Source organism: Achromobacter sp. MUI-25009338, assembly GCF_057359325.1.
On record NZ_CM170627.1, the window covers coordinates 1,876,004 to 1,899,010 of the forward strand.

Annotated in this window: 18 protein-coding genes; 4 read left to right on the plus strand and 14 right to left on the minus strand. The window is 69.8% G+C overall.

Annotated elements, in window-relative coordinates; genetic code table 11:
• The first annotated feature begins 112 nt into the window (after positions 1-112).
• Positions 113-781 (plus strand): FadR/GntR family transcriptional regulator, encoded by a 669-nt coding sequence (locus AC1IQ6_RS09020; RefSeq protein ID WP_485866183.1) that lies wholly within the window; start codon positions 113-115, stop codon positions 779-781.
• Positions 782-829: 48 nt separating this feature from the next.
• Here AC1IQ6_RS09020 and AC1IQ6_RS09025 read toward each other — a convergent pair whose 3' ends face one another.
• From AC1IQ6_RS09025 to AC1IQ6_RS09050, 6 genes are all read right to left on the minus strand, one after another.
• Positions 830-1,726, minus strand: a complete 897-nt coding sequence (locus tag AC1IQ6_RS09025) for a GntR family transcriptional regulator (RefSeq protein ID WP_209167052.1) — start codon at positions 1,724-1,726, stop codon at positions 830-832.
• 7 nt (positions 1,727-1,733) lie between these two features.
• Complete coding sequence (gene pdxA / locus AC1IQ6_RS09030; RefSeq protein ID WP_102772493.1) at positions 1,734-2,786, minus strand: 4-hydroxythreonine-4-phosphate dehydrogenase PdxA; 1,053 nt, start codon at positions 2,784-2,786, stop codon at positions 1,734-1,736.
• Positions 2,783-4,000 carry a D-threonate kinase gene (dtnK, locus tag AC1IQ6_RS09035; protein WP_485866184.1) on the minus strand — a complete coding sequence of 406 codons (1,218 nt, stop codon included), beginning with the start codon at positions 3,998-4,000 and terminating at the stop codon, positions 2,783-2,785. The genes pdxA and dtnK overlap by 4 nt, the downstream gene beginning before the upstream one ends.
• Positions 3,997-5,025, minus strand: a complete 1,029-nt coding sequence (locus AC1IQ6_RS09040) for a 2-keto-3-deoxygluconate permease (RefSeq protein WP_111824607.1) — start codon at positions 5,023-5,025, stop codon at positions 3,997-3,999. The genes dtnK and AC1IQ6_RS09040 overlap by 4 nt, the downstream gene beginning before the upstream one ends.
• A 135-nt stretch (positions 5,026-5,160) precedes the next feature.
• Complete coding sequence (locus tag AC1IQ6_RS09045) at positions 5,161-7,278, minus strand: TonB-dependent siderophore receptor (protein WP_485866185.1); 2,118 nt, start codon at positions 7,276-7,278, stop codon at positions 5,161-5,163.
• A gap of 248 nt (positions 7,279-7,526) precedes the next feature.
• The gene (locus AC1IQ6_RS09050) at positions 7,527-8,051 is read right to left on the minus strand and encodes a MarR family winged helix-turn-helix transcriptional regulator (protein ID WP_485866186.1); all 525 of its coding nucleotides are present in this window, start codon (positions 8,049-8,051) and stop codon (positions 7,527-7,529) included.
• 123 nt (positions 8,052-8,174) lie between these two features.
• Between AC1IQ6_RS09050 and AC1IQ6_RS09055 the strand changes: the two genes are divergently transcribed.
• Complete coding sequence (locus tag AC1IQ6_RS09055) at positions 8,175-9,149, plus strand: Bug family tripartite tricarboxylate transporter substrate binding protein (protein WP_102772488.1); 975 nt, start codon at positions 8,175-8,177, stop codon at positions 9,147-9,149.
• A 16-nt stretch (positions 9,150-9,165) separates the two neighbouring features.
• Here AC1IQ6_RS09055 and AC1IQ6_RS09060 read toward each other — a convergent pair whose 3' ends face one another.
• Positions 9,166-9,690, minus strand: a complete 525-nt coding sequence (locus tag AC1IQ6_RS09060) for a MarR family winged helix-turn-helix transcriptional regulator (RefSeq protein WP_111824610.1) — start codon at positions 9,688-9,690, stop codon at positions 9,166-9,168.
• Positions 9,691-9,838: 148 nt separating this feature from the next.
• On the opposite strand from AC1IQ6_RS09060, the gene AC1IQ6_RS09065 reads away from it, so the two are divergent.
• Together AC1IQ6_RS09065 and AC1IQ6_RS09070 are read left to right on the plus strand one after the other, a co-directional pair.
• A complete protein-coding gene (locus AC1IQ6_RS09065; RefSeq protein ID WP_479731393.1) occupies positions 9,839-10,813 on the plus strand; it encodes a Bug family tripartite tricarboxylate transporter substrate binding protein in 975 nt (324 codons plus the stop codon).
• A gap of 8 nt (positions 10,814-10,821) precedes the next feature.
• Positions 10,822-12,393, plus strand: a complete 1,572-nt coding sequence (locus tag AC1IQ6_RS09070) for a sulfatase-like hydrolase/transferase (RefSeq protein WP_479731394.1) — start codon at positions 10,822-10,824, stop codon at positions 12,391-12,393.
• Positions 12,394-12,399: 6 nt separating this feature from the next.
• Here the strand turns inward: AC1IQ6_RS09070 and AC1IQ6_RS09075 are convergent, their stop codons facing one another.
• The 7 genes from AC1IQ6_RS09075 to AC1IQ6_RS09105 all read right to left on the minus strand — a co-directional run bounded on the left by AC1IQ6_RS09075 (position 12,400) and on the right by AC1IQ6_RS09105 (position 23,003).
• Entirely contained in the window at positions 12,400-14,076 is a 1,677-nt protein-coding gene (locus AC1IQ6_RS09075; protein WP_209165136.1) for an AMP-binding protein, read from the minus strand.
• A 104-nt stretch (positions 14,077-14,180) separates the two neighbouring features.
• A complete protein-coding gene (locus AC1IQ6_RS09080) occupies positions 14,181-14,708 on the minus strand; it encodes a DUF4442 domain-containing protein (protein ID WP_102772483.1) in 528 nt (175 codons plus the stop codon).
• A gap of 14 nt (positions 14,709-14,722) precedes the next feature.
• Positions 14,723-15,922 carry an acetyl-CoA C-acyltransferase gene (locus AC1IQ6_RS09085; protein ID WP_479731395.1) on the minus strand — a complete coding sequence of 400 codons (1,200 nt, stop codon included), beginning with the start codon at positions 15,920-15,922 and terminating at the stop codon, positions 14,723-14,725.
• A gap of 1 nt (position 15,923) precedes the next feature.
• Positions 15,924-18,314: a 3-hydroxyacyl-CoA dehydrogenase/enoyl-CoA hydratase family protein gene (locus tag AC1IQ6_RS09090; RefSeq protein WP_102772481.1), complete on the minus strand. Its 2,391-nt coding sequence runs from the start codon at positions 18,312-18,314 to the stop codon at positions 15,924-15,926.
• Between the two features lie 60 nt (positions 18,315-18,374).
• On the minus strand, positions 18,375-19,700 hold the full coding sequence (locus tag AC1IQ6_RS09095; protein WP_111824616.1) for an OmpP1/FadL family transporter: 1,326 nt from the start codon (positions 19,698-19,700) through the stop codon (positions 18,375-18,377).
• Positions 19,701-19,731: 31 nt separating this feature from the next.
• Positions 19,732-21,711, minus strand: a complete 1,980-nt coding sequence (locus AC1IQ6_RS09100; protein WP_485866187.1) for a 3-hydroxyacyl-CoA dehydrogenase NAD-binding domain-containing protein — start codon at positions 21,709-21,711, stop codon at positions 19,732-19,734.
• Positions 21,708-23,003 (minus strand): acetyl-CoA C-acetyltransferase, encoded by a 1,296-nt coding sequence (locus AC1IQ6_RS09105; protein ID WP_111824618.1) that lies wholly within the window; start codon positions 23,001-23,003, stop codon positions 21,708-21,710. The genes AC1IQ6_RS09100 and AC1IQ6_RS09105 overlap by 4 nt, the downstream gene beginning before the upstream one ends.
• Positions 23,004-23,007: the final 4 nt, after the last annotated feature.

Sequence of the window (23,007 nt, forward strand, 5' to 3'; positions counted from 1 at the left end):
TTCGAACGAGAATATACCAAGACAGAGCGGTTTTCCTATTCGTTTAGTCGCCCGCAAAGATTTTATTGGTACTATTTGGTATTATCTGGCCGCTAGCCATTAAGGAAGGTCCATGGACAAAGCTTCTGCCATGCGTGCGGTCATCATCGAAAATCTGCAATCCGGCGCCTGGCCTGCCGGCCATCGCCTGCCCACGGAGCGCGCCCTCGGCGAACAGTTCGGCATCAGCCGCTCCACCGTGCGCCGCACGCTGGCGGACTTGAAGAACGAAGGCCTGATCTCGCAGCGCGTGGGCAGCGGAACCTACGTGAATCCGCCCTCGGCCCTGGCGCAAGCCGAGGCGCTGCTGCGCGCTGAAGTACCGTCCACCAGCCCCGCCGAGTTGATGGCGGCGCGGCTGGCGCTGGAGCCGGCGATTGCGGCGCTGGTGGTGCGGCACGGCACGCCCGCGGATTTCGCGGCCATGCAGGACGCCTGCGCGCAGGCCGAGGCCGCCGACGATTTCGAGACGTTCGAGATCTGGGATGCCAGGCTGCATGAGCTGATGGCCATGGCCACGCACAATCTCTTCATCGAAAAGGTGTTCGCGCTGATGACGGCTGCGCGGTCGCAGGCGACCTGGGGCGCGCTGAAGCGCAAAAGCCTGACGCCCGAGCGGCGCGAAGCCTATCAGGCGCAACATCGCGAGATCGTCGAGGCGCTGCATGACCGCGATGCCGAGCGGGCCATGGAGGCCGTGCGCCGGCATTTGCTGCACGTGCGCGACAACCTGCTGGGATGAGGACCGGCGGGAGCCGGCGCCCGCGCCACATCCGGCGGGGGATGCGCTTCAGGGCTGCGCGCGCAGCCTCGCCAGTTCGGCGGAAAGCTCGGCCACCAGGGCCTGGGCGCGCGCCAGCGGGTCGTGCGCTTCGGGCGCGGCCTCGGACGCCGCGGCGCCGGTCTGCAGCCTCGGCTGCAAGCTTTCGTGGCCCACGCTGACGTCCACGTCGAACACCAGTTGTTCGGCGCGGTGCCAGGTGGTGAACCATTCCAGCGGCCGGTCCAGCTGATCCATGCCGCGGCCCTGCAGCATCAATAGCGGCGTGCCGGCGGGCGTGTCCAGCAGGCGGCCCAGGGTGGCGTCGGCGGCCACGGCCCGGATCTGATTGCGCCCGGCGCCGGGACGCAGGCCGAAACGCCGCGTCAGCACGCCGTGTAGCGAGGCGTCGGTCAGGTCTTCGGTGCGCAGCCCGGGCACGGCGTCGGCCGGCAGCCAGGTGCGCACATAGGCCAGCGGCGCGTCGGCCACGTGGCGCAGGCGTTCCAGCATCAGCAGCCGGGTCGTGCCGAAGAATTCGGCGACTTCCGCGGGCGGCTCGGCGCGGGCGAGAGCCAGCACGCGGGTCTGCAGCGCGACGCCGGACTGGGCGAACTGCTCGTACAGGCCGGTGGAGCGCTGCACCAGCCGGCGATGCTCCTGCGGCGCGGCCACGGTGGCCGGGCGGCCGCTTTCGCGCTGGATCAGGCCTTCGGAAGCCAGCGCCGCCAGGGCCTGGCGCACCACGCTGCGCGCCACGCCGAAACGCTCGCACAGCCCCGCCTCGCTGGGCAGCGCGGTGCCGGCCGCCAGGCGGTTGGTGCGGATGTATCCGCGCAGCAAGGTGGCCACCTGGGCATGCAGCGGCGTATCGCCGGAGCGGTCTAGTGCGGGCAAGGCATCGTGCGTGGCGGGCGCCGTGGACATAGGGGAATCAACCTCCGGTTTGTGCCCGCGCAGTTTCCCATACATGCGTCCAGCCCGGGGCCAGGTGCGCGGCGCGCTCGGCGGCCAGGACCAGGCTGTCTTCGCGGGCGATGCCGCGGCCGGCGATGTCGAAGGCGGTGCCGTGGTCGACCGAGACGCGCACCACCGGCAGGCCGACGGTGATGTTCACGCCGTCGTCGCCGTAGACCGCCTTGAAGGGCGCGTGGCCCTGGTCGTGGTAACAGGCGATCACGAACTTCCATTTGCCGCGCACGGCCTGCGGGAACAGGGCGTCGGCGGGGATCGGGCCGGCGGCCAGGATGCCTTCGGCGTTGGCCTCGGCCACGGCGGGCGCCAGGATGTCGGCGTCTTCGCTGCCGAAGATGCCGTTTTCGCCGGCATGCGGGTTCAGGCCGGAGACGGCCACCGGCTGGTCGCCGCGGCCCAGCGCCTTGGCGAACGAGCCGGCCAGGCGCAGCACCGCGCGCATGCGCGCCGGGGTCAGGTTCTCGATGGCCTGGCGCAGCGACACGTGTGTGGTGGCGTGAAAGATGTAGAGGTCGCCGGCCGACAGCACCAGCGAGAAGGTCTTGACGCCGAATTCATGGGCCAGCAGTTCGGTGTGGCCGGGCCACTTGTGGCCGGCGGCGTGCATGGCGGCCTTGTTCAGCGGCGCGGTCACGATACCGTCGACCTCGCCGGCGCGCGCCAGCGCGCAGGCGGTGGTGACGAAGCGCACCGAGCCGTCGCCGGCGTCGGGGCTGATTTCGCCCAGCTTGACGTGGGCCAGCGAGGGGCCGGCCTGCAGCACTTCGATGGTGCCGGGGGTGTTGCTGCAATCGGCCGCGCGCTCGAGCTTGCGCACGATGGCGGGATCGCCGCCCAGGCTGCGCACCGCGTTGGCCATGACGTCCACGTCGCCGACCACCAGCAGGCGCGCCTTCTGGCGCAGTTCGTCATGGCCCATCAGCATCTTGGCCGTGATCTCCGGCCCGATCCCGGCCACGTCGCCGAGGGTCACGGCCAGCAGCGGCAGCTTGTTGGGTTGGGGTTGTGTCATTGCTTGAATCTCCTGTCGCGGATCGCGCGCACCGCGCGAACCAGTACGTCTTCGGCGCCAAAGCCGCCGGCCTTGGTCACCACGGGCAGGCCGGCGGCCGTGCCTCCGGTCAGCGTGCCCAGGGGCACGCCGCCCATTACTTCGTCGACCAGCGCGATGCCGCGGGCGCCGAGCGCCAGCAGCACGCTGCGCGCACCGTCGCCGCCGGTGGCGACCACGCCGGCGGCCTGCGAGGCCGCGATCAGCTGCGCGGCCAGGCCGCCCAGGCGTTCGGCGACGGTCTCGGAATCCAGCCCGTCGCGCTGGCCTTCGGGGGCCAACAGCAGCACCGTGCCGGCCTCGGCCGGCGCCTGGGCGTGGGCCGCGAGCAGCGGCTGGCTCCAGGCCTGCCAGGCGGCGTCATCGGCCAGGTCGGCCAGCGACGGCGTCCAGGTGTCGGCGCCGGCGGCCTGCAGCGCGGCCGCCTGGGCGCGCGCCGCGCTGTGCTGGGAGGTCACCACCACGACCACAGGGGCGGACTGGTCGGCGCCGGCCCAGACCCGGGCGAGCGGCGCGGCCAGGCCGCCCGCGCCCACCGGCAGCGCCTGCGCGCCGAGCAGGCCGATGGCGCGCGCCAGCCGCTCCAGGTCGGCGTCGCTGGCGGCGTCCACCGCCACCGTCGGGCCGGCCTGGCGGATGCGCGCGGCCAGCGCTTCGGGCGTGTCGCCGTCGTGCTGCGCCACGTGGGCGCAGCCCAGCAGGGTGGGGATATGGCTTTCGGTCACCGGCGTGACCGGGTCGGTGGCGGCCGAGGTTTCGGTGACCGGCTTGCCGTTCACGTAGAGCACGCCGGCCTGCACGGTGCGGCCGGTGGCCGGGAAGGCGGGGCAGATCACCGCCACCGTGTCCGGGCCCCAGGCCTCGCGCGCCGCGTCGACCTCGGCCTTGAAGGCGCCGCGCAGCGTGGAGTCCACTTTCTTGTACAGGCGCGTCACGCCGGCCGCGCGCAGTCGGCGCACGTTGTCGCGCACCACCGCGGCGGCGGCCTCGGAGGCCAGCGCGCGGCTGTTGGTGGTCACGGCCAGCACTTCGACGCCGGCGGTGGCCGGCCCGGCCAGCGCTTCGTCGGCGCCGCCGATGGACAGGTGCGTGCTCCAGCCGGCGCGGACGAACTGCACCGCCGTATCGCCCGAGCCGGTCAGGTCGTCGGCGACGATGGCGATGGCGGGATTCAAAGCGCCTCTCCGCGCGCCTCGCGCAGCGAGGGGTGCGCGTCGGCCGCGTCGGCCTCTTCGGACTTGAGTTCGCCCGCTCGCTTGAGGAAGAACGAGGCCAGCACCGGAGCCAGGATGGAGCTGATCAGCACGCAGGCGGCGACCTGCGCGGTGGCGGTCGACACGTACTGCTGGAAGTTGGGGTCGGCCGCCGCCACCACCGCGGGGGTGGCGATGGCGTTGCCGGCGGTGGTGCCGGCCGCGAAGCCCAGGCCGCTCTTGCCGCCGCGGCGCAGGATGAAACGGTAGCCCAGGTACACCAGGCCGCCGGTGATGGGGCTGATGATCAGGCCCAGGATCAGGCCGCTGACGCCGCCGCTGACCACGGCGCCGAGGTTGATGCCGGTGCCCAGCGCGAAGGCGAAGAAGGGGATGACGATGTTCGGCACGGGCTTGAGCACGTCGCGCCACTTGGGGTCCAGGTTGCCGACCACCACGCCCAGCAGGAACGGCACCAGCGCCGCCACCAGGGCCACCATCGGGATGTCGGCCAGGCCCGAGGCGCCCAGGAACAGCAGGCTGAAGAAGGGACCGTCGTTGACCGCGCTGGCCACGTAGGCGCCGCGGTCGCGGGCGTCGCCGTACTGGCCGGTGTAGGCCAGCCACAGGCCGCCGTTGCTGTTGTCGAAGGCCGCCAGCAGCGCCAGGATGGACACGCCCATCACGCCGTCCAGGCCGACGTAGCTGCCCAGGATGATGATGAGCGTGGCGGGCACCAGCGTCTTCATCAGCAGGATGGTGCCGGCGGTGGCCAGGATGGGGCCGCCGGTGCGGGCGTTGACGTGGGTGCCGGTGGCGAAGATCAGCAGCGCGATCAGGGGCAGGGCGCTGTTCTTGAACAGGGCGGTGGTGAAGCCGCCGATGGCCAGCGCGTCGGGGGCGAAGGTGCCGATCAGGGAACCCAGGATCAGCGGCACCAGCATCAATCCCCCGGGGATTTTCTGCATCGTGCCAAAAAAGGGCGAGCGGGAAGTTTCGGTCGACACTGTCGAGTCTCCAGGACGGTTTTCTAGATGCAGACGTTAGTGCAGGCGTCTGTCAGGTGGTTGAAAAGACGAAGGAAAACCGTAGTGTACACCTGTACGTACAGCATGTACGTACAGGTTTTCCCGCGCCCGCCGCTAGAAGCGGTAGGCGCCGCTCAGCATGACCGTGCGGCGCGCGCCGTAGAAGCAGTCGCCGCGGTCCAGGCAGACCACTTCGTAGCTGCGGTCGGCGATGTTGTTGACGTTCAGGGCGTAGCGCCACGGGCCGTTGTCGTAGCTGATCATGGCGTCGAACAGCGTGACGGCGGGCGTCTCGGGCGCGCCGCCGTCGCGGAAGGCCGACAGGTAGCGCACGCCGGCGCCCACCGCGAAGCCGGGCTGGCCGGCCAGCGCGAAGCGGTACTTGCCCCACATCGACGCCATGTGCTTGGGCTGCGCCTCCAGCTGCGGGTCGAGGTCGGTGTAGATGTAGTTGGCGATCACGTCCAGTTCCTTGGTGACGCGCCCGCGCAGCTCCAGTTCGACGCCGCGGGTGCGGGTTTTGCCGGCCTGCACCTGGTTGTTGGGATTGTCGGGGTCGTTGGTCTGGCGGTTCTCTTCGCGCAGGTCGTAGGCGGCGGCGGTGAATTCGATGTCGGCGTCCTTGGGCATGTACTTGATGCCGGCCTCGACCTGCTTGCCGCGCATCGGCTGCCAGCGGTCGCCGTAGAAATCGGCGCCGGCGATGGGCGTGAACGATTCGCTGTAGCTGAGGTAAGGCGACCAGCCGTTGTCCGCCGCGTACATCAGGCCGAAGCGCTTGGTGGTGGCCAGGTCCGTCTCGCGGTCCTGGCCCGCGGTGGTGCTGTCGGCGCGGTCGCGGCGGATGCCGGCCAGGAAGATCCAGTTGCGGTCGAAGGTGATCTGGTCCTGGGCATAGAAGCCGATCTGCTGCTGGTTCTGCTTGGGCTTGTCGCTCAATTCGTATTGCGGCGCGTTGCCGTACTCGGGATGGAACAGGTTCAGCGGCGAGCCGGCGCCGGTGGCGGTCTGGCTGGTCTCGCGGTAGCGCGAGTAGTCCATGCCGAAGATCACCGTATGTTCGGTGCGGCCCCAGTGCAGCTTGCCTTCGAGGTTCTGGTCGGCCAGCAGGGTGCGCATGCGCGGCTTGTTGACGTAGAAGTAGCGGTCGACCGTCTGCTGCTCGGCATCGATGTAGGAATCGCCGCGGCGCGCGCCGTACACGTTGGGATACAGCGTCTTGTAGTCGACGCTGCTGACCGTGTTGCGGAAGTTCTGTCGCACCTTCCAGGTGTCGTTGAACTGGTGCTCGAACAGCCAGCCCACGCTGAACTGCTCGGTGTCGTAGGCGTCGAAGCCCGGCTCGCTGGTGAAGCGCCGCGTCGGAATGCGGCCGTTGGGATTCTCCTGCACCGAGCCGCTCCACGGCAGGAACGATTGCGTGGTGCCGGCGCGGTCCTTCTGCCAGGTGGCCTGCAGCGTCAGCGAGGTGGCGGCGCTGGGACGCCAGGTGAGCGAGGGCGCCAGCATGAGGCGGTCGTCCGGCGCGTACTGCACCTGGGTGTCGCTGTCGCGTCCGACCGCGATGACGCGGTACAGCCATTGGCCGTCTTCGGTCACCGGGCCGGTCAGGTCGGCCTGGATCTCGCGGCGGTTGTGGTTGCCCAGCACCACGCCGATTTCGCGCTGCGCTTCTTCCAGCGGCCGCTTGCTGACCAGATTGACGATGCCGCCGGTGCTGCCCTGTCCGTACAGCATGGAGGACGGGCCGCGCAGCACTTCCACGCGCTCCATCGCATAGACCTCGGTGCGCGGATTGTTGAAGCTGAAGTACTGGCGCAGGCCGTCCAGGTACTGCACCGGCTCGACGCCGCGCACTCGCACGTAGTCGGCGCGGTTGTCCACGCCGTACGCGTTCGGCCGCACCCCGGCGGCGTAATTCATGGTGTCCTGGATGTTCTGGGCGCCCTGGTCGACGATCTGGTCGCGCGGGATCACGGTGATGGCCTGGGGTGTTTCCGACAGCGGCGTGTCGGTCTTGGTGCCGGTGGCGCTGCGCGTGGCCACGTAGCCGGCGACCGGACTGGTGGCGGTTTCCGCCGCGCCCGTGACCTCCACGGCGGGCAGCAGCGTGGCGGGTTCGGCGGGCTGGGCCTGCGCGGCGCCGCCCAGGCAGGCGGCCAGCGCGGCGGCCAGGGGCAACAGGGCTTGCGGCCGCGCAGGGCGGGCGGCCGGGTGGAAATGGCGTTTCAAGTGGAATCTCCAGCGGCCGCGCGGCCGTCAAATGGACTGACATGCGAATGACAACGATAATTATTATTAATTATTGCGGCCATGCAATTCAAAGAAACAGTCCGCCAAAAATGTAAAAAAGCCCCGCGGGCCAGGGCGGCCGGCAGGGCGTGGGGTCGAAAAAAACCCGTTGTTTCAGGGGTTTGGCGGCGGCGCGCGGGGGCGGGTGGCGGTGCCGCCGGTTGTTGGTCCGGCGCGACAGTCAGGCTTCAGGACAGGTGCGCGCGGCGCGTGCCTCCGTCGCGGCGGCTGGCCTTTTCCGCCACGACGTTGTCCTCCGACATGCGGCGTCCGCGCTGTTCGATGCGGCCAAGAAAATCGCGCAGCAGGGCGACCTCCCGATCGTCCAGATCCTGCACCAGCAGATTGTTCAGGCGCGCGATTTCGGGCAGCAGCGCGTGATAGCGGGCCTTGCCCTCTTCGGTGGCTTCCACGCGCACCACGCGGCGGTCGGCGCCGTCCTGCCTGCGGCGTATCCAGCCCTTCTGGCAGAGCGTGCTCAGGGTGCGGGACGTACGCGTGAGATCCAGCCTGGCGACGGCGGCCAGTTCGGCCGAACTCATGCTTCCGCTTTCGACGGCACAGGCAAGTATGTGCCATTCGCGGCGCGTGATGCCGAAGCGCCCTTCGCAAAGTCGCAGGAAGACGGGGTTGGCTTGCGACCAGGCCTGGTACAGCCGGTACAGCAGCATGTCCGCCAGGCAGCGCTGGCCGTTCGAGGTGTCGCAGTTCATGTCCGCAAGTCCTGAATTAGATCAATAAATGCTCACGTTGCTACATTCGAATCCCGCATTCGGGAGCCGGCCTTGCAGCGACAACCATAAACGACAGTGGGCCGCTGTCACCAGGAGACAAGCATGTGTAAATGGATGGCAGGAGCCGCGGTCGCGGCAATGCTGGCGGGCGCCGTTGCGCCGGCCGGTGCGCAGCAGGCTGCGCTGGAAGGACCGCTGACGATCGTGGTGGGGTTTGCCCCTAGCGGCACGGCGGACCGCGTCGCGCGGCTGGTCGCCAGCCGGCTGGCCGAGCGCGTCGGCGTGCCCGTGGTGGTGGAGAACAAGTCGGGCGCGGGCGGGCGCATCGCGGCGCAGGGCATGCGGGCGGCGTCGGCCGAGCAGAACGTGCTGATGCTGGCGAATCCGGCCGTCATGGTGGTGGGGCCGCTGGTCTATGCCAAGCCCGGCTACGATCCCCAGCGCGACTTCAAGCCGGTGTCGCTGGTCACCCGCTACAAGTTCGCGCTGGCCGTGCCTCCGGATTCGCAGATCAAGAACCTGGCGGACCTGCGCCAGTGGATCGAAGCGCATCCCAGGCAACTCACCATCGGCGTGCCGGCCACGGGCAGCCTGCCGCACTTTTTCGCGCTGATGCTGGGCCGCGAATTGAAGGAGCAGCCCGAGGTGGTCGGCTACCGGGGCTCGACGCCGGTGATCAACGAGCTGGTCGGCGGCGTCTTGCCGCAAGGCATCACCACGCTGGATACGCTGCTGCCGCTGGCCGGTTCCGGCAAGGTCCGCATCCTGGCCGTTTCAGGCGAGAAGCGCGACGCCGATCTGCCCGACGTGCCCACCTTCCGCGAGGAGGGCGTCAACCTGGTGGCCGAGGGCTGGAATGCCTTTTTCGCGCCGGCTGCGATGCCGCAGGCCAGGATCGAGCGGCTGGGCGCGGATATCGCGGCCGTCATGAAGGAACCCGAGATGCAGGAAGCCGTGCGCGCGGCGTTCCTGGAGCCGGTGTCCATGGACGCCGGCGCAACCGCCGAAGCGCTGGCGGCCTATCAAAAGCAATGGGAGCCGGTGGTGCGGGCATCGGGTTTCAAGGCCGATCAATAGCGGCGGATGCGCGGCCTCAGGTTGGGCGGGCGCGGCGCGTGCCGCCCTCTCGCCTGCTGGCCTTTTCCGCGACGATGTTGTCCTGCGACATGCGGCGTCCGCGCTGTTCGATGCGGCCCAGCAGGTCGCGCAGCACGGCGACTTCCTGGGCGCTCAGGTCCTGCACCAGCAGGTCGTTGAGCCGGGCGATTTCGGGCAGCAGGCCCTGGTAGAGGGCCAGGCCCTCGTCCGTCACCGCCACGCGCACCACGCGGCGGTCGGCGCTGTCGTGCAGGCGGCGCAGCAAGCCTTTTTCACAGAGCGCGCCCACGGTGCGGGACGTGCGCGCCAGGTCCAGCTTGGCGGTGGCCGCCAGTTCGGCCGTGCTCATGGTGCCGTCTTCGACCGTACAGGCCAGGATGCGCCATTGGCGGCGCGTGATGCCGAACCGTCCTTCGCACAGGCGCAGGAACACCGGATTGGATTGCCACCAGGCCTGGTAGAGCCGGTACAGCAGCATGTCCGTCACGGGACGTTGGCCAGGCGGGAGGGGGTTCTGCATGGCTGCTCCTTTCTTGAGGCAACGCAAATCATGATTGCAAGTAGTGGATTAGATCAACAAATATCCGCGTTGCTACAGTCGGCTTTCCCATCCGGGGACAGGCAGTAATCACCATAATCGACAGCGCAGCTGTCGGCAGGAGAAGACAATGCTTAAGTGGATGACGGGCGCCGCGGTCGCGGCAGCGCTGGCGGGAACCGTGCCGCAGGTCTGTGCGCAGCAGGCCCCGCTGGAAAGCCCGCTGACGATCGTGGTGGGGTATGCGCCGGGCGGCAGTTCCGACCGCATCGCGCGGCTGGTCGCCACCCGGCTGACGGAGCGGGTGGGCGTGCCCGTGGTGGTGGAGAACAAATCGGGCGCGGGCGGGCGCATCGCGGCGCAGGGCATGCGCGCGGTATCGGCCGAGCAGAACGTGCTGATGCTGGCGAATCCGGCCGTCATGGTGGTGGCGCCCCTGGTGTACGCCAAGGCCGGCTACGACGCCCAGCGCGATTTCAAGCCGGTGTCGCTGGTCAGCCGCTACAAGTTCGCGCTGGCCGTGTCGGCCGATTCGCCGATCCGGAACGTGGACGGCCTGCGCCAGTGGCTGAAGAGTCATCCCAGGCAGTTCAGCCTGGGCGTGCCGGCCACCGGCAGCCTGCCGCATTTCTTCGCGCTGATGCTGGGCCGCGAGCTGGGCGACGCGCCCGAGGTGGTCGGCTACCGCGGTTCGTCGCCGCTGATCACCGAACTGATAGGCGGCGTCCTGCCGCAAGGCATCGATTCGCTCGACACCCTGCTGCCGCAGCACCGCTCCGGCAAGCTGCGCATCCTGGCAACGTCGGGCGAGCAGCGCCCCGCGGAACTGAATGACGTGCCCACCTTCCGCGAGCAGGGCCTGGACCTGGTGGCCGATGGCTGGAACGCGTTCTTCGCGCCGGCGTCGATGCCGCAGGCCAGGATCGACCGCCTGAGCGCGGACATCGCCGCCGTCATGAAGGAGCCCGCCATGCAGGAAGCGGTGCGCGCGGTCTACCTGGAGCCGGTGTCCATGGACGCGGGCGAAACCGCCCGAGAATTGGCCGCGTACCGCAAGCAGTGGGAGCCCGTGGTGCGAGAATCCGGCTTCAAGGCGGAACAATAGGAGCAGGCATGAGTACCGTGCAGAACGTGTTGTTCATCATGGCCGACCAGCTCAGGGCCGATCACCTCAGCTGCTATGGCCATCCCTATCTGCAGACGCCCAGCCTGGACGCGCTGGCCGCGCGCGGCGCGCGCTTCGACCGGGCGTTCGTGAATTCGGGCGTCTGCGGCCCTTCGCGCATGAGCTATTACACGGGGCGCTATCCGTCCAGCCACGGCGCGACCTGGAACCGCGTGCCGCTGTCGGTCAACGAAGTCACGCTGGGCGAGTACCTGGCGGGGCAGGGCCGCGACCTGGCGCTGGCCGGCAAGACGCACATCATTGCCGACAAGGCCGGCATGGAGCGCCTGTCCATCGACGGCGCCTCCGAGCTGGGCGTGCTGCTCAGCCGCGGCGGCTTCACCGAGCTGGACCGCTACGACGGCCACCACGAACCCGGCGACGAAAGCGGTTATCCGGCGTTCCTGCGCCGCCATGGCTACGACAGCGCCGATCCCTGGACCGACTACGTCATCGCCGGCCTGGACGCCGACGGGCGCGTGGCCAGCGGATGGAACATGCGCAACGTGCACCTGCCGGCGCGCGTGGCCGAGGCGCATTCGGAAACCGCCTACATGACCGACCAGGCGCTGGACTTCATGAAGCGCCGCGGCAGCCAGCCCTGGGTGCTGCACCTGAGCTACGTGAAGCCGCATTGGCCGTACATGGCGCCGTCACCCTACCACCGGATGTACACGGCCGACCAGTGCCTGCCGGTGCAGCGCAACCAGGAAGAACTGGCCGACGCGCATCCGGTGGTCGCGGCCTACCGCCAGCATGAGGAAAGCCTCAGTTTCTCCACCGACGAATGCGTGCGGGTGGTGCGCCCGGCCTACCAGGGCCTGATCCGCCAGCTCGACGACCACCTGGGCCGGCTGTTCGACTACATGGAGGGCGCGGGCCTCATGAAGAACACGCTCATCGTGTTCACGGCCGACCACGGCGACTTCCTGGGCGATCACTGGCTGGGCGAAAAAGAGCTGTTCTACGACACCGTGCAGCGCGTGCCGTTCATCGTGATGGACCCGTCGGCCCAGGCCGACGCCACGCGCGGCAAGGCGCTTGCCGACATGGTCGAAAGCGTGGACGTGGCGCCCACGGTGCTGCGCGCGCTGGGCGCGCCCGTCCCCGGTCACCGGCTGGAAGGCCGCGAGCTGCAGACGCTGCTGCATGGCGGCGGCGATGGCGCGGCGGCATGGCGGGACTGCGTGTTCTCGGAGCTGGATTACAGTTTCCGCCAGGCCCGCGTGCTGTGCGGCAAGACGCCGCAGAACGCGCGCGCCTGGTCGGTGCGCACGGACCGCTGGCGCTACGTGTACTGGCTGGACGAACCCGAGCAGTTGTTCGACCTGCAGGCCGATCCCGGCGAGTTCCAGGACCTGGGCCGCAGCAGCGCGCATGCCGGCACGCGCCAGGCGCTGCGCCAGCGCCTGCTGGAATGGATGCTGCGCACCAAGCGCCGCACCACCATCAGCGACGAGGCCATCGAAAAATCCACCAACGCGCACAAGCGGGCCGGCATTTTCTTCGGCCAGTGGTAGCGCGCCTCAGGCCCGCACCGGGGGCGCCGCGGGCTTGAGCTCGCGGCGCAGGATCTTGCCCACGCTGCTGCGCGGCAGGTCCTCGCGGAACTCGACGTAGCGCGGCACCTTGTAGCCGGTCAGCTGCTGGCGGCAATGCGCGATCAGGGTCTCGGCGTCCAGCGCCGGGTCCTTGCGGATGACGTACAGCTTGACCGCCTCGCCCGAACGCTCGTCGGGCACGCCGACCGCCGCCACTTCCTTGACCCCGGGATGCAGCGCGGCCACGTCCTCGACCTCGTTGGGATAGACGTTGAAGCCCGACACCAGGATCATGTCTTTCTTGCGGTCGACCAGGAACACGTAGCCGTTCTCGTCCACGTAGCCGATATCGCCGGTGCGCAGGAACCCGTCGGGGTACATGACCAGCGCCGTCTCGTCGGGGCGATTCCAGTAGCCCTGCGTGACCTGGGGGCCGCGCACGCAGATCTCGCCGCTTTCGCCTATGCCCAGCTCGCGGCCGGCGTCGTCGCGGATCGAGATGTCGGTCGACGGCACGGGCAGGCCGATGGAACCGGTGAACGCCTGCACGTCCAGCGGATTGATGGTGACGGCCGGCGAGGTCTCGGTCAGGCCGTAGGCCTGCGCCAGCGAGCGGCCGGTCACGGCGCGCCAGCGTTCGGCCACGGCGCGCTGCACCGCCATGCCGCCGCCCATGGTCAGCCGCAGCCGCGAGAAATCCAGGCGCGCGAAATCCGGGTTGTTGAGCAGCGCGTTGAACAGCGTGTTCACGCCGGTGAAAGCGGAAAACGGTACTTTGCGCATTTCCCTGACCAGCCCGGGGATGTCGCGCGGATTGATGATGAGCAGGTTGCTTGCGCCCATGCGCATGAAGGTCAGGCAGTTCGCCGTCAGCGCGAAGATGTGATAGAGCGGGAGCGCCGTCACGATGCATTCCTCGCCCTCGGTCACCAGCGGGCGCACCCAGGCGTAGGCCTGGTTGAGATTGGCCACCAGGTTGCCGTGGGTCAGCATGGCGGCCTTGGCCACGCCGGTGGTGCCGCCCGTGTATTGCAGGCAGGCCAGGTCGCGCTGGTCGAGGGGGACCTCTTCGAAGGGCGCGGCGCGCCCGGCGCGCAATGCCGCGCCCAGCCGGACGGCGCGGGGTATGGTCCACGCGGGCACCATGCGTTTGATCCGGCGCACCGCGAAGTCCACCAGGCGGCCCTTGAGCGGACCCAGCATTTCGCCGATGGAGGTCACCAGCACCCGTTCGATCGCGGTGCCGGGCAGGGCCTTTTCCAGCGTGGCGGCGAAGTTGTCGGCCACCACGATGGCGCGCGCGCCCGAGTCGGCCAGCTGATGCTGCAGTTCATGGGCGGTGTAGAGCGGATTGCAGCTGACCACCACGCAGCCGGCGCGCAGCGCGCCGAACAGGCATACCGGGTATTGCAGCAGGTTGGGCATCATGAGCGCGACGCGGTCGCCGCGGCCCAGGCCGTTGGCGTGCAGCCAGGCCGCGAAGTCGCGCGTCAGCCGGTCCAGCTCGGCGTAGCGCATCGGCCTGCCCATGCTGATGTACGCGGTCTTGTCCGCGTAGCGCAGGCAGCTTTCGCGCACCACGGATACCAGCGTGGTCGCGCCGTCCAGGTCGATCTCGGCGGGGACGCCGGGTGGGTAGCTCTTCTGCCAGATTCGTTCCATCGTCGCTCGTATGCACTGCTGCGGGTTGCCCGGGCGGACCGTCTTCGGCGCCGCCCGCGCGGGCGTATTGTCGCGCAAACGGCTGACGGCGATGTCCGGGGAGGTCAGGGCGGCGGCCCGGAGTCCGCGCCGCCGGTGTTCTTGCGCTTGTAGAACGTCTTGTCCGCGATGTAGATGCTGCGCTCCACCACGGCGTAGACGACGCCGTCCTTGTCCTTGAGTTCGACCGTGTAGTTGCGGGTGGTTTCGTGATGCTGCGCCAGCAGCCGGCGGATCTCCGCGATCTCGCCCGGCGGCAGCCGGAAATCGGCGTACAGCGTGGCGTAGGCCGGCTTGCGGTAGCGGATGGTCGCGGCCTTGTCCCAGACGATGTGGTCCGCGCCCAGCGCGGACATCAGCATGGTGGGGTGGGCGCCGTCGGTCACCGCGAACAGCGAGCCGCCGTACATGGAGCCGACGATGTTGCGCGTGCGGCGCAGCAGCGGCAGCTTGATGCGGATGTGCTGGAAGTCCGGCGACACGTGCACCACGCGCCCGCCGGTGGCGCGGAACGCCGGATGCAGGTTGAATCCCACCCGCATCAGGCGCGCGCGCCACCGCGGCGACAGGCTCTTGAACCAATAGGGCTTCATCGCCGGCGCGCCACCTACATGGCTTCGAACAGGCCGGCCGCGCCCATGCCGGTGCCGATGCACATGGTCACCAGCCCGTACTTGCCGCCGGTGCGGCGCAGGCCGTGGACGATGGTGGCGGTGCGGATCGCGCCGGTCGCGCCCAGCGGATGGCCCAGCGCGATGGCCCCGCCCAGCGGGTTGACCTTGGCCGGGTCCAGCTTCAGTTCGCGGATCACCGCCAGCGACTGGGCGGCGAAGGCTTCGTTCAGTTCGATCCAGTCCAGCGCGTCCTGCCCGATGCCGGCGCGCGCCAGCACCTTGGGAATGGCCGCGACCGGGCCGATGCCCATCACCTCGGGCGGCACGCCGGCCACCGCGAAACCGGCGAAGCGCGCCAGCGGACTCAGGTTGAATTCGCGCAGGATGCGGTCGGACACCAGGACCACGGCGGCCGCGCCGTCCGACATCTGCGAGCTGTTGCCGGCCGTGACGCTGCCGCGCGCCGCGAACACCGGCTTGAGCCGGGCCAGCGCCTCGGCGCTGCTGTCCGGGCGCGGGCCTTCGTCCACCTCGACCAGCCGGCGCACCTCGCGCACCGCGCCGCTGGCGCCGTCGGGCAGGTGCGCCACCACTTCGTAAGGCGTGATCTCGGCGCGGAAATGGCCGGCGGCGATGGCCGCGCAGGCCTTCTGGTGCGAAGCCAGCGCAAAGGCGTCCTGGTCCTCGCGCGAGACCTTCCAGCGCTCGGCGACCTTTTCGCCGGTCAGGCCCATGCCGAACGCCATGCCGAGATTTTCTTCATGCGCGAAGATGGCCGGGTTCATCGCCACCTTGTTGCCCATGATCTGCGGCATGGCGCTCATGGACTCGGTGCCCGCGCCGATCATGATGTCGGCCTCGCCCATGCGGATGCGCGCGGCGGCGTCGGCCACCGCCTGCAGCCCCGAGGCGCAGAAGCGGTTCACGGTGACCCCGGCCACGCTTTGCGGCAGCCCCGCCAGCAGCAGGCCGATGCGCGCCACGTTCATGCCCTGTTCGGCTTCCGGCATGGCGCAGCCGGCGATCACGTCTTCGATGCGGGCATGGTCCAGCCCCGGCGCCTGCGCCAGCGCGCCGTTGATCGCCGCCGCCAGCATGTCGTCGGGCCGCGTGGTCGCGTAGGCACCGTTGCGCTTGCCCACCGGCAACCGCGTCGCCGCCACGATGTAAGCGTCTTGAATCTGCTTGCTCATATCAGTTCCTCAAAGGCTTGCCGGTGTCTAGGGTGTGGCGGATGCGCGCCTGGGTTTCCGGCGTGCGCAGCAGCGCCATGAATTCCCGGCGTTCCACCGCCAGCAGCCATTCCTCGTCCACCTTGGCGCCGGGGTCGACCTCGCCGCCGCACAGGGCCACGGCGGCGCTGCGCGCCACGCGGTAGTCGTGGGCGCTGATCATGCCGCCCTCGCGCATGTTGAGCAGCACCATTTCGAAGTTGGCGATGCCGCCGCGTCCGGCCACCGGCACGTCGCGCAGCCGCGGCGGCGGCGTGTGGCCGGCCTCGGCGGCGGCGCGGGCCTGGCCGATGGCGACGAACAGCAGCTCGTCCGGATGGAAAACCACCACATCGCGGTCGCGGCCGAAGCCGGCCGCGATGGCCTCCAGCGCGCTCTTGGCGACCTGGGCGGTGGCGATGTTCTGGAACACCGGCTGCAGGTACGGGAAGACCTCGCCCGGCGTGGCTGTGCGCGCCGCCAGCGCGGCGGCGCGGCCGGCGAACTCCTTGCTGCCGCCGCCGGCCGGAATCAGCCCCACGCCGGCCTCGACCAGCCCGATATAGCTTTCCAGCGCCAGCACCCGGTGCGTGGCGTGCATGAGGAATTCGCAGCCGCCGCCCAGCGCCATGCCCTGCACCGCGGCCACGGTGGGAATCTGCGCGTACTTGAAGGCCTGCGAGGCGCGCTGGAATTTCTCGACCGTGGCTTCCAGCATTTCCCATTGGCCGGCGGCGCAGGCTTCCGACACCTGCTGCAGATTGGCGCCGAGCGCGAAGGGCGCGTCGTGCCAGATCACCAGGCCGTCGAATTCGCGTTCGGCGCGGGCCACCGCCTGCAGCACGCCTTCCAGTACTTCGGCGCCCAGCGTGTGGTTGCGCGACGTGACCGAGAGGATGGCGATGCCGGCGTCGTGCTCGGGCAGATGCCACAGGCGCACGCCTTCGTTTTCCCAGACCGTGGCGCCGCGCGCGGCGGCGCCTTCGCCGTACAGGCGCTCGGGGAACAGCTGGCGGCGGTACACCGGCAGGCTGGAGCGCGGATGCAGCTGGCCGCTGCGCGCCGAATACGAGCCTTCGGGCGTGTGCACGCCCTGGCGGGCCGGCTCCAGCGCCCACGCCGGCAGCGGCGCGTCGCTCATGGCGCGGCCGGCGGCGATGTCCTCGGCCACGGCCGCGGCGATGTCCTGCCAGCCGGCGGCCTGCCAGGTCTCGAACGGCCCTTGCGACCAGCCGAAGCCCCAGCGCATGGCCAGGTCCAGGTCGCGCGCGTTGTCGGCCACGTGTTCGAGCTGCACCGCGCTGTAGTGAAAGATGTCGCGAAACAGGCTCCACAGGAACTGGGCCTGCGGATGGGCGGAGGCGCGCAGTGCGGCGAAGCGGCGCGCGGGATCGCGTTCCTTGAGCAGGGCGGCGACCTCGTCGGCCAGCTTGCCGGCGCTGGGCACGTAGTCCTGCGCCTTCAGGTCCAGCACCTGGATGTCGCGGCCCTGCTTGCGGTAGACGCCGGCGCCGCTCTTCTGGCCCAGCGCGCCCTTGGCGATCAGGGCCGACAGCCAGCCGGGCAGGGCGAAGTACCGGTGCCACGGATCGTCAGGCAGGTTCTTTTCCATGGTGCCCACGACGTGGGCCAGGGTGTCCAGGCCGACCACGTCGGCGGTGCGGTAGGTGGCGCTCTTGGGGCGGCCGATCTTCGGGCCGGTGAGGGCGTCGACCTCGTCGAAGCCCAGCCCCAGGCGGGACGTGTGGTGCATGGCCGCCAGGATCGAGAACACGCCGATGCGGTTGGCCACGAAGTTGGGGGTGTCCAGCGCGCGCACCACGCCCTTGCCCAACTTGGAGGTCAGCCAGGTTTCGAGCTGGTCGAGCACGTCGGCGCGCGTGTGCGGGGTGGCGATGATTTCCACCAGCCGCATGTAGCGCGGCGGGTTGAAGAAGTGGATGCCGCAGAAGCGTTCGCGCAGGCTCTCGGGCAGCGCGTGGGCCAGCGCGTCGATCGACAGGCCCGAGGTGTTGGAGGCGATCAGGGCGTCGGGCGCGACGTGCGGCGCGATGCGTTCGTACAGCGCGGTCTTCCAGTCCATGCGCTCGGCGATGGCTTCGATCACGAGGTCGCAGCCGCGCAGGCGGTCCAGGTGGTCGTCGTAGTTCGCCGGCGTGATCAGCGCCAGGCGCGCGGCGCCGGCCAGCGGCGCCGGCTCCAGTTTCCTCAGGCCGGCCAGCGCCTTGTTGACGATGCCGTTGCGATCGCCCTCGGGCGCGGCCAGGTCGAACAGCGTGACGGGCACGCCGGCGTTGGCCAGGTGGGCGGCGATCTGCGCGCCCATGACGCCGGCGCCCAGGACGGCGGCGTGTTTGACGAGGAACTTGCTCAAGGAAGTCTCCTGAAAAAACGGAGGGCGGGGCGAACCCGCCCTCCGGGCAGGGCGGAAAGGCTAGAAGCGGGACGACAGCTGCACGCCCAGGATGTGGGCGTTGCTGTCATAGGTGCCCGCGACGCGGCCCTTGGTCAAGGCGTTGCCGGACGTGGTGTCGATGTCCGTCTTGCGCAGGTACAGATAGGTGTAGCCCACGTCCAGCGTCGTGTTCTTGCCGGCCTGCCACTGCACGCCGGTCGAGAACCAGTAGCGGTCGTTGTCGGGCAGCGAGGTCGGGCGGTCGGACGCCTGGTAGACGGGCGACTGGTCGAAGGCCACGCCGAACTTCCATTTCCAGTCCGGCGCGAACTTGTAGTTCGCGCCCAGCGCGACGCGCCAGCTGTCGCGGAAGTTCAGCGGCAGTTCGTCGTCGCGCGCGCCGGGGCCGGAGTTGCGGATCTTGAGTTCGGGGATGCTGCTCCAGCCGGTCCACGACACGTCGCCCAGCAGTTCCCAGCGCTCGTTGAGCTGGTGCGCCGCGCTCAGGATCAGGGTGTCGGGCAGCGTCACCGAGGCCTTGGCGTCGAACGAGACCGAGTTGCCGCGCGGGTAGATGTTGTCGATGTCGGTGTCGCCCTTGGCCGTGTGCTTGATCTTGGAGCGGTACGACAGGCCGATGCGGGTGTCCTCGGTCGGCTGCAGCATGAAGCCCACGTTCCAGCCCCAGGCGTCGCCCTTGAGGTTCAGGTCGGCGTCGCCGGTGGTGCCCAGCGGCATGCCGGGTACGGGCAGCACGGTCTTCTTCTTGTAGTTGGCGTCGATGTGCTGCCAGTTCAGGCCGAAGCCCATCGAGAACTTCTCGTTGACCTTGTAGGCGATCGACGGGTTGATGTTGATGGTCTTGATGTCGAACTTGTTGGAGTGGTACTGGCCGACCCAGCCGTCGTCGTAATCGGTCATCAGGCCGAACGGCGCGCCGATGCCCAGGCCGATGTACCACTGTTCGTTCAGCTGCCACGAGCCGTAGAGGTTGGGAACCACGCCCAGGCTGCCGGCGTCGCCGCCGTTGCCGCCGGTGGGGACCGATCCGCCCAGGCCGGTGCCCGGCAGGCCCGGGATGCTGGGATTGCGGCTGTCGCCGTTGTCCTTGAACTTGAACGACGGCCTGATCAGGTTGACGCCGCCCGAGACGTTCAGGCCCGGCAGATAGGTCATGCCCGCCGGGTTGTAGTAGATGATGCTGGCGTTTTCCGGATTTGCCGCCGAGCCCGCGTAAGCGTTGCCCAGGCCGCTGGCGTTCTGCTCAAGAAGCTGGAAGCCGGCGGAATGGGCCGTCGTTGCCGCGCCCAGGCCAACCGCGACGGCCGACAAGGTGCTCAAGGACAAGGAACGTTTGCTGCGCATGGTGATGCCTCCTCGTGTTTGATGTATGTCTCTATTGCACTGCGGGTCCTGCCAGCCCGGCTGTTGCCGGCCTGTCGCTGCCTTGGTAATGCATGGGGCCGCCCGTGAAGGGGGCGAAACCCGTGCCGAAAATCACGCCGGCGTCCGCCAGGTCGGCGTCGGCGACGATGCCTTGCTCGACGCGCTCGCGGGTGGCGTCGATCAAGGGCTGAATCAGGCGGCGCGCCAGTCCCGGCGGGGCGCCAGGGGAGGCCGCGCCATTCTTGACGGGCTTGCCGTCGCGCCAGGCGTAAAAGCCCTGGCCGGTCTTCTTGCCCAATTCGCCGCGCGCCAGCCGGTCGGCCAGGCAGCGCGGCGGCTCGGCGCCGCCGGCCAGTTCCTCGCCCGCGGCGCGCGCGATGTCCAGGCCCACGGTGTCGGCCAGCTCCAGCGGACCCATCGGCATGCCGAAGGCCACCATCGCCGCGTCCACGGCCTGCGGCGCCAGGCCTTCGTCCACGCTGCGCATGGCCTCCAGCATGTAAGGCGCCAGCACGGCGTTGACCAGGAAGCCGGGCGCGCTTTTCACCGGCAGCGCCAGCTTGTCGATCTGGCCCACGAAGGCGCAGGCCCGCGCCTGCGCCGCGCCGTCGTCGCCGTCGGCGTGCACCACTTCGACCAGCGGCATCTTCGCCACGGGATTGAAGAAGTGGATGCCGACCAGTTGGGCCGGGCGCGCCAGGCCGGCGCGCAGGGTTTCCAGCGGCAGGCTGGAAGTGTTAGTGGCGAGCAGGGCGTCGGCGCGCATGCGCGGTTCCAGCGCGCGATACAGCGCGCGCTTGGCCTCGGGCTGCTCGCTGATGGCTTCGATGACGACGTCGGCCAGCGGCACGCCGTCGCCCGCCGGGTCGGGAATCAGGCGATCGAACGCGGCGCGCGCCAGGCGCGGGTCCTTCAGGCGGCGGGCGTACAGCGCCGCGGCGCGCTTGAGGGCCGGCGCAATGCGCGCCATGTCCTGGTCCTGCAGCGTGACCGTCATGCCTTTGAGCGCGCACCACGCCGCGATGTCGCCGCCCATCACGCCGGCGCCCACTACGTGCACGTGGCGCGCCGGCGGGACGCCGGGCTGCTTGCCGTTGGCCTTCAGGCGTTCCTGCAGGCGGAACACGCGCAGCAGGTTGCGGGCGGTGCCCGAGGCGATGATGCGGTCGATCAGCGCGGGCGCCTGCAGCGCGTTGCCGCCGTGTTTTTCCCAGATGTCGACGATGGCCGGCGCCGCGGGATAGTGGCCCTGCGGATCCTTGGCCGCGATCTGCTTGCGCGCGCGCGAGGCGATGATGGCCTTCAGCGGCCAGTGGTCGGTGCAGCGCCTGAACCAGGCGCCGGGGCCGCGCGCGCGACGTGGGGCCTTGCCCGACAGCACGGTCTGGCGGGCCGCGGCCAGCAGCAGCCGCGGCGGGACGCGGGCGTCGGCCAGGCCCAGCGCCGCGGCGCGGCGCGCGTCGGCGCCGCGGCCGGTCAGCATCATGTCGAGCGCCGCCGGCGCGCCGATCAGCCGCGGCAGGCGCAGCATGCCGCCCCAGCCGGGAAAAATGCCCAGCATTACTTCGGGCAACGCCAGCGAGGTCCCCGGCTGGTCGGCCACCAGGCGCCAGCGGCAGGCCAGCGCCAGCTCCAGGCCGCCGCCCAGGCAGTGGCCTTCGATCAGTGCCAGCGTCGGGTAGCGCAGCGCGGCCACGCGGTTGAACAGGTTCCAGCCGCGCGCGACCAGCGCGCGCGCCTGCTCGGGCGTGTCCAGGCTGGCGAACTCGTTGACGTCCGCGCCCACGATGAAGCCGGTGGTCTTGCCGGAGCGGATGATCAGGCCCGCCGGCGGCTGCGCGTCCAGCGCGTCCAGCACCACGGCGAGTTCGGCCAGGGTGTCGGCGGACAGGGCGTTGACGGCGCTGCCGGCGCGGTCGAAGGTCAGCCACGCCAGCCCGTCGGCCTCGCGCTCCAGGCGCCAGTGGGAAAGCGTATCGATCGTCGTCATGGGCGGTCCTCGTCCAGGGTTTCGACCAGCATCGCGCCGCCTTGGCCGCCGCCGATGCAGATGGCCGCCATGCCGCGCCGCGCGCCGCGGCGCTTGAGCGCGTCGAGCAGATGCAGCACGATGCGCGCGCCGGATGCGCCCACCGGGTGGCCGATGGCGATCGCGCCGCCGTCCACGTTGAGCCGGGCGCGGTCCAGTTCGCCCCAGGCCGCGGTGCCGAAGTGTTCCCGGCAATAGGCTTCGTCGCGCCACGCGGCCATGCAGGCCAGCACCTGGGCGGCGAAGGCTTCGTTGATTTCCCACAAGTCCAGATCGTTGAGCCCCAGGTTGTGGCGTTGCAGGATAGGGGTGGCGGCATGCACCGGCCCCAGGCCCATCTGCGCGGGATCCAGGCCGGCCCACTGGCTGTCGACGATGCGGCCCAGCGGCCGCAGATTCCATTTGCGCACGGCTTCTTCGGAAGCCAGCGCCAGCATGGCGGCGCCGTCGGTGACCTGCGAACTGTTGCCCGCCGTGATGTTGCCCCAGGGCTTGTCGAAGACCGGCTTGAGCTTGGCCAGCTTGTCGGGCGTGGAGTCCGCGCGCACGCCGTCGTCCTCAGCGTACAGCCTGCCTTGCGTGTCGATCAAGGCGGCGATCTCGCCCATGGCGCCGGCGGCGCGGGCCGCCAGCGCGCGCCGGTGGCTCTCGGCCGCGTAGGCGTCCATCGCCTGGCGATCGATATTGAACCGGGTGGCGAGGTTCTCGGCGGTCTGGCCCATGGACAGGCCCACCACGGGGTCGGTCAGGCCCTTGAGCAGGCCGATCACGGGCGCCAGGTTGCGCAGCCGGAACCGGCGCAGCATCGCCAGTTTGGCGCCAGCGCCGCGGGCCGCGTACCAGCCGCCCAGCCAGCGCACCATGTCGTCCGAGAACAACACCGGCGCGCGCGACAGCGCGTCGGTGCCGCCGGCCAGCACCAGTTCCGAACGGCCGGACTGGATGTTGGCGATGGCGGAATCCAGCGCCTGCATGCCCGAGGCGCAGTTGCGCATCACGGTCCAGCCCGGCACCTTGTTGCCGCAGCCCAGGCGCAGCGCGATCACGCGGCCGATGTTCACTTCGTCGGGCGAGGGCGCGGCGCAGCCCACGATGACCTCGTCCAGGTCGGTGGGCGCGTAGGGCTGGCGCAGCAGCAGGCTGCGGCCGGCCTGCACGGCGAGATCGCCGGCCGAGAACGGGCCCGGCCCGCTGCGCGCCTTCAGGAAAGGCGTGCGCAGGCCATCGACGACGTAGACCGGTTTGAATGCCATCCGT

Bases quoted from the DNA above. Each gene is read 5' to 3' on its own strand.
- AC1IQ6_RS09060 (WP_111824610.1), bottom strand. From the start codon at position 9,690: ATGCAGAACCCCCTCCCGCCTGGCCAACGTCCCGTGACGGACATGCTG.
- AC1IQ6_RS09075 (WP_209165136.1), bottom strand. From the start codon at position 14,076: ATGGAACGAATCTGGCAGAAGAGCTACCCACCCGGCGTCCCCGCCGAG.
- AC1IQ6_RS09080 (WP_102772483.1), bottom strand. From the start codon at position 14,708: ATGAAGCCCTATTGGTTCAAGAGCCTGTCGCCGCGGTGGCGCGCGCGC.
- AC1IQ6_RS09025 (WP_209167052.1), bottom strand. From the start codon at position 1,726: ATGTCCACGGCGCCCGCCACGCACGATGCCTTGCCCGCACTAGACCGC.
- AC1IQ6_RS09050 (WP_485866186.1), bottom strand. From the start codon at position 8,051: ATGAACTGCGACACCTCGAACGGCCAGCGCTGCCTGGCGGACATGCTG.
- AC1IQ6_RS09020 (WP_485866183.1), top strand. From the start codon at position 113: ATGGACAAAGCTTCTGCCATGCGTGCGGTCATCATCGAAAATCTGCAA.
- AC1IQ6_RS09070 (WP_479731394.1), top strand. From the start codon at position 10,822: ATGAGTACCGTGCAGAACGTGTTGTTCATCATGGCCGACCAGCTCAGG.
- pdxA (WP_102772493.1), bottom strand. From the start codon at position 2,786: ATGACACAACCCCAACCCAACAAGCTGCCGCTGCTGGCCGTGACCCTC.
- AC1IQ6_RS09100 (WP_485866187.1), bottom strand. From the start codon at position 21,711: ATGACGACGATCGATACGCTTTCCCACTGGCGCCTGGAGCGCGAGGCC.
- AC1IQ6_RS09055 (WP_102772488.1), top strand. From the start codon at position 8,175: ATGTGTAAATGGATGGCAGGAGCCGCGGTCGCGGCAATGCTGGCGGGC.
- AC1IQ6_RS09065 (WP_479731393.1), top strand. From the start codon at position 9,839: ATGCTTAAGTGGATGACGGGCGCCGCGGTCGCGGCAGCGCTGGCGGGA.
- AC1IQ6_RS09105 (WP_111824618.1), bottom strand. From the start codon at position 23,003: ATGGCATTCAAACCGGTCTACGTCGTCGATGGCCTGCGCACGCCTTTC.
- AC1IQ6_RS09095 (WP_111824616.1), bottom strand. From the start codon at position 19,700: ATGCGCAGCAAACGTTCCTTGTCCTTGAGCACCTTGTCGGCCGTCGCG.
- AC1IQ6_RS09085 (WP_479731395.1), bottom strand. From the start codon at position 15,922: ATGAGCAAGCAGATTCAAGACGCTTACATCGTGGCGGCGACGCGGTTG.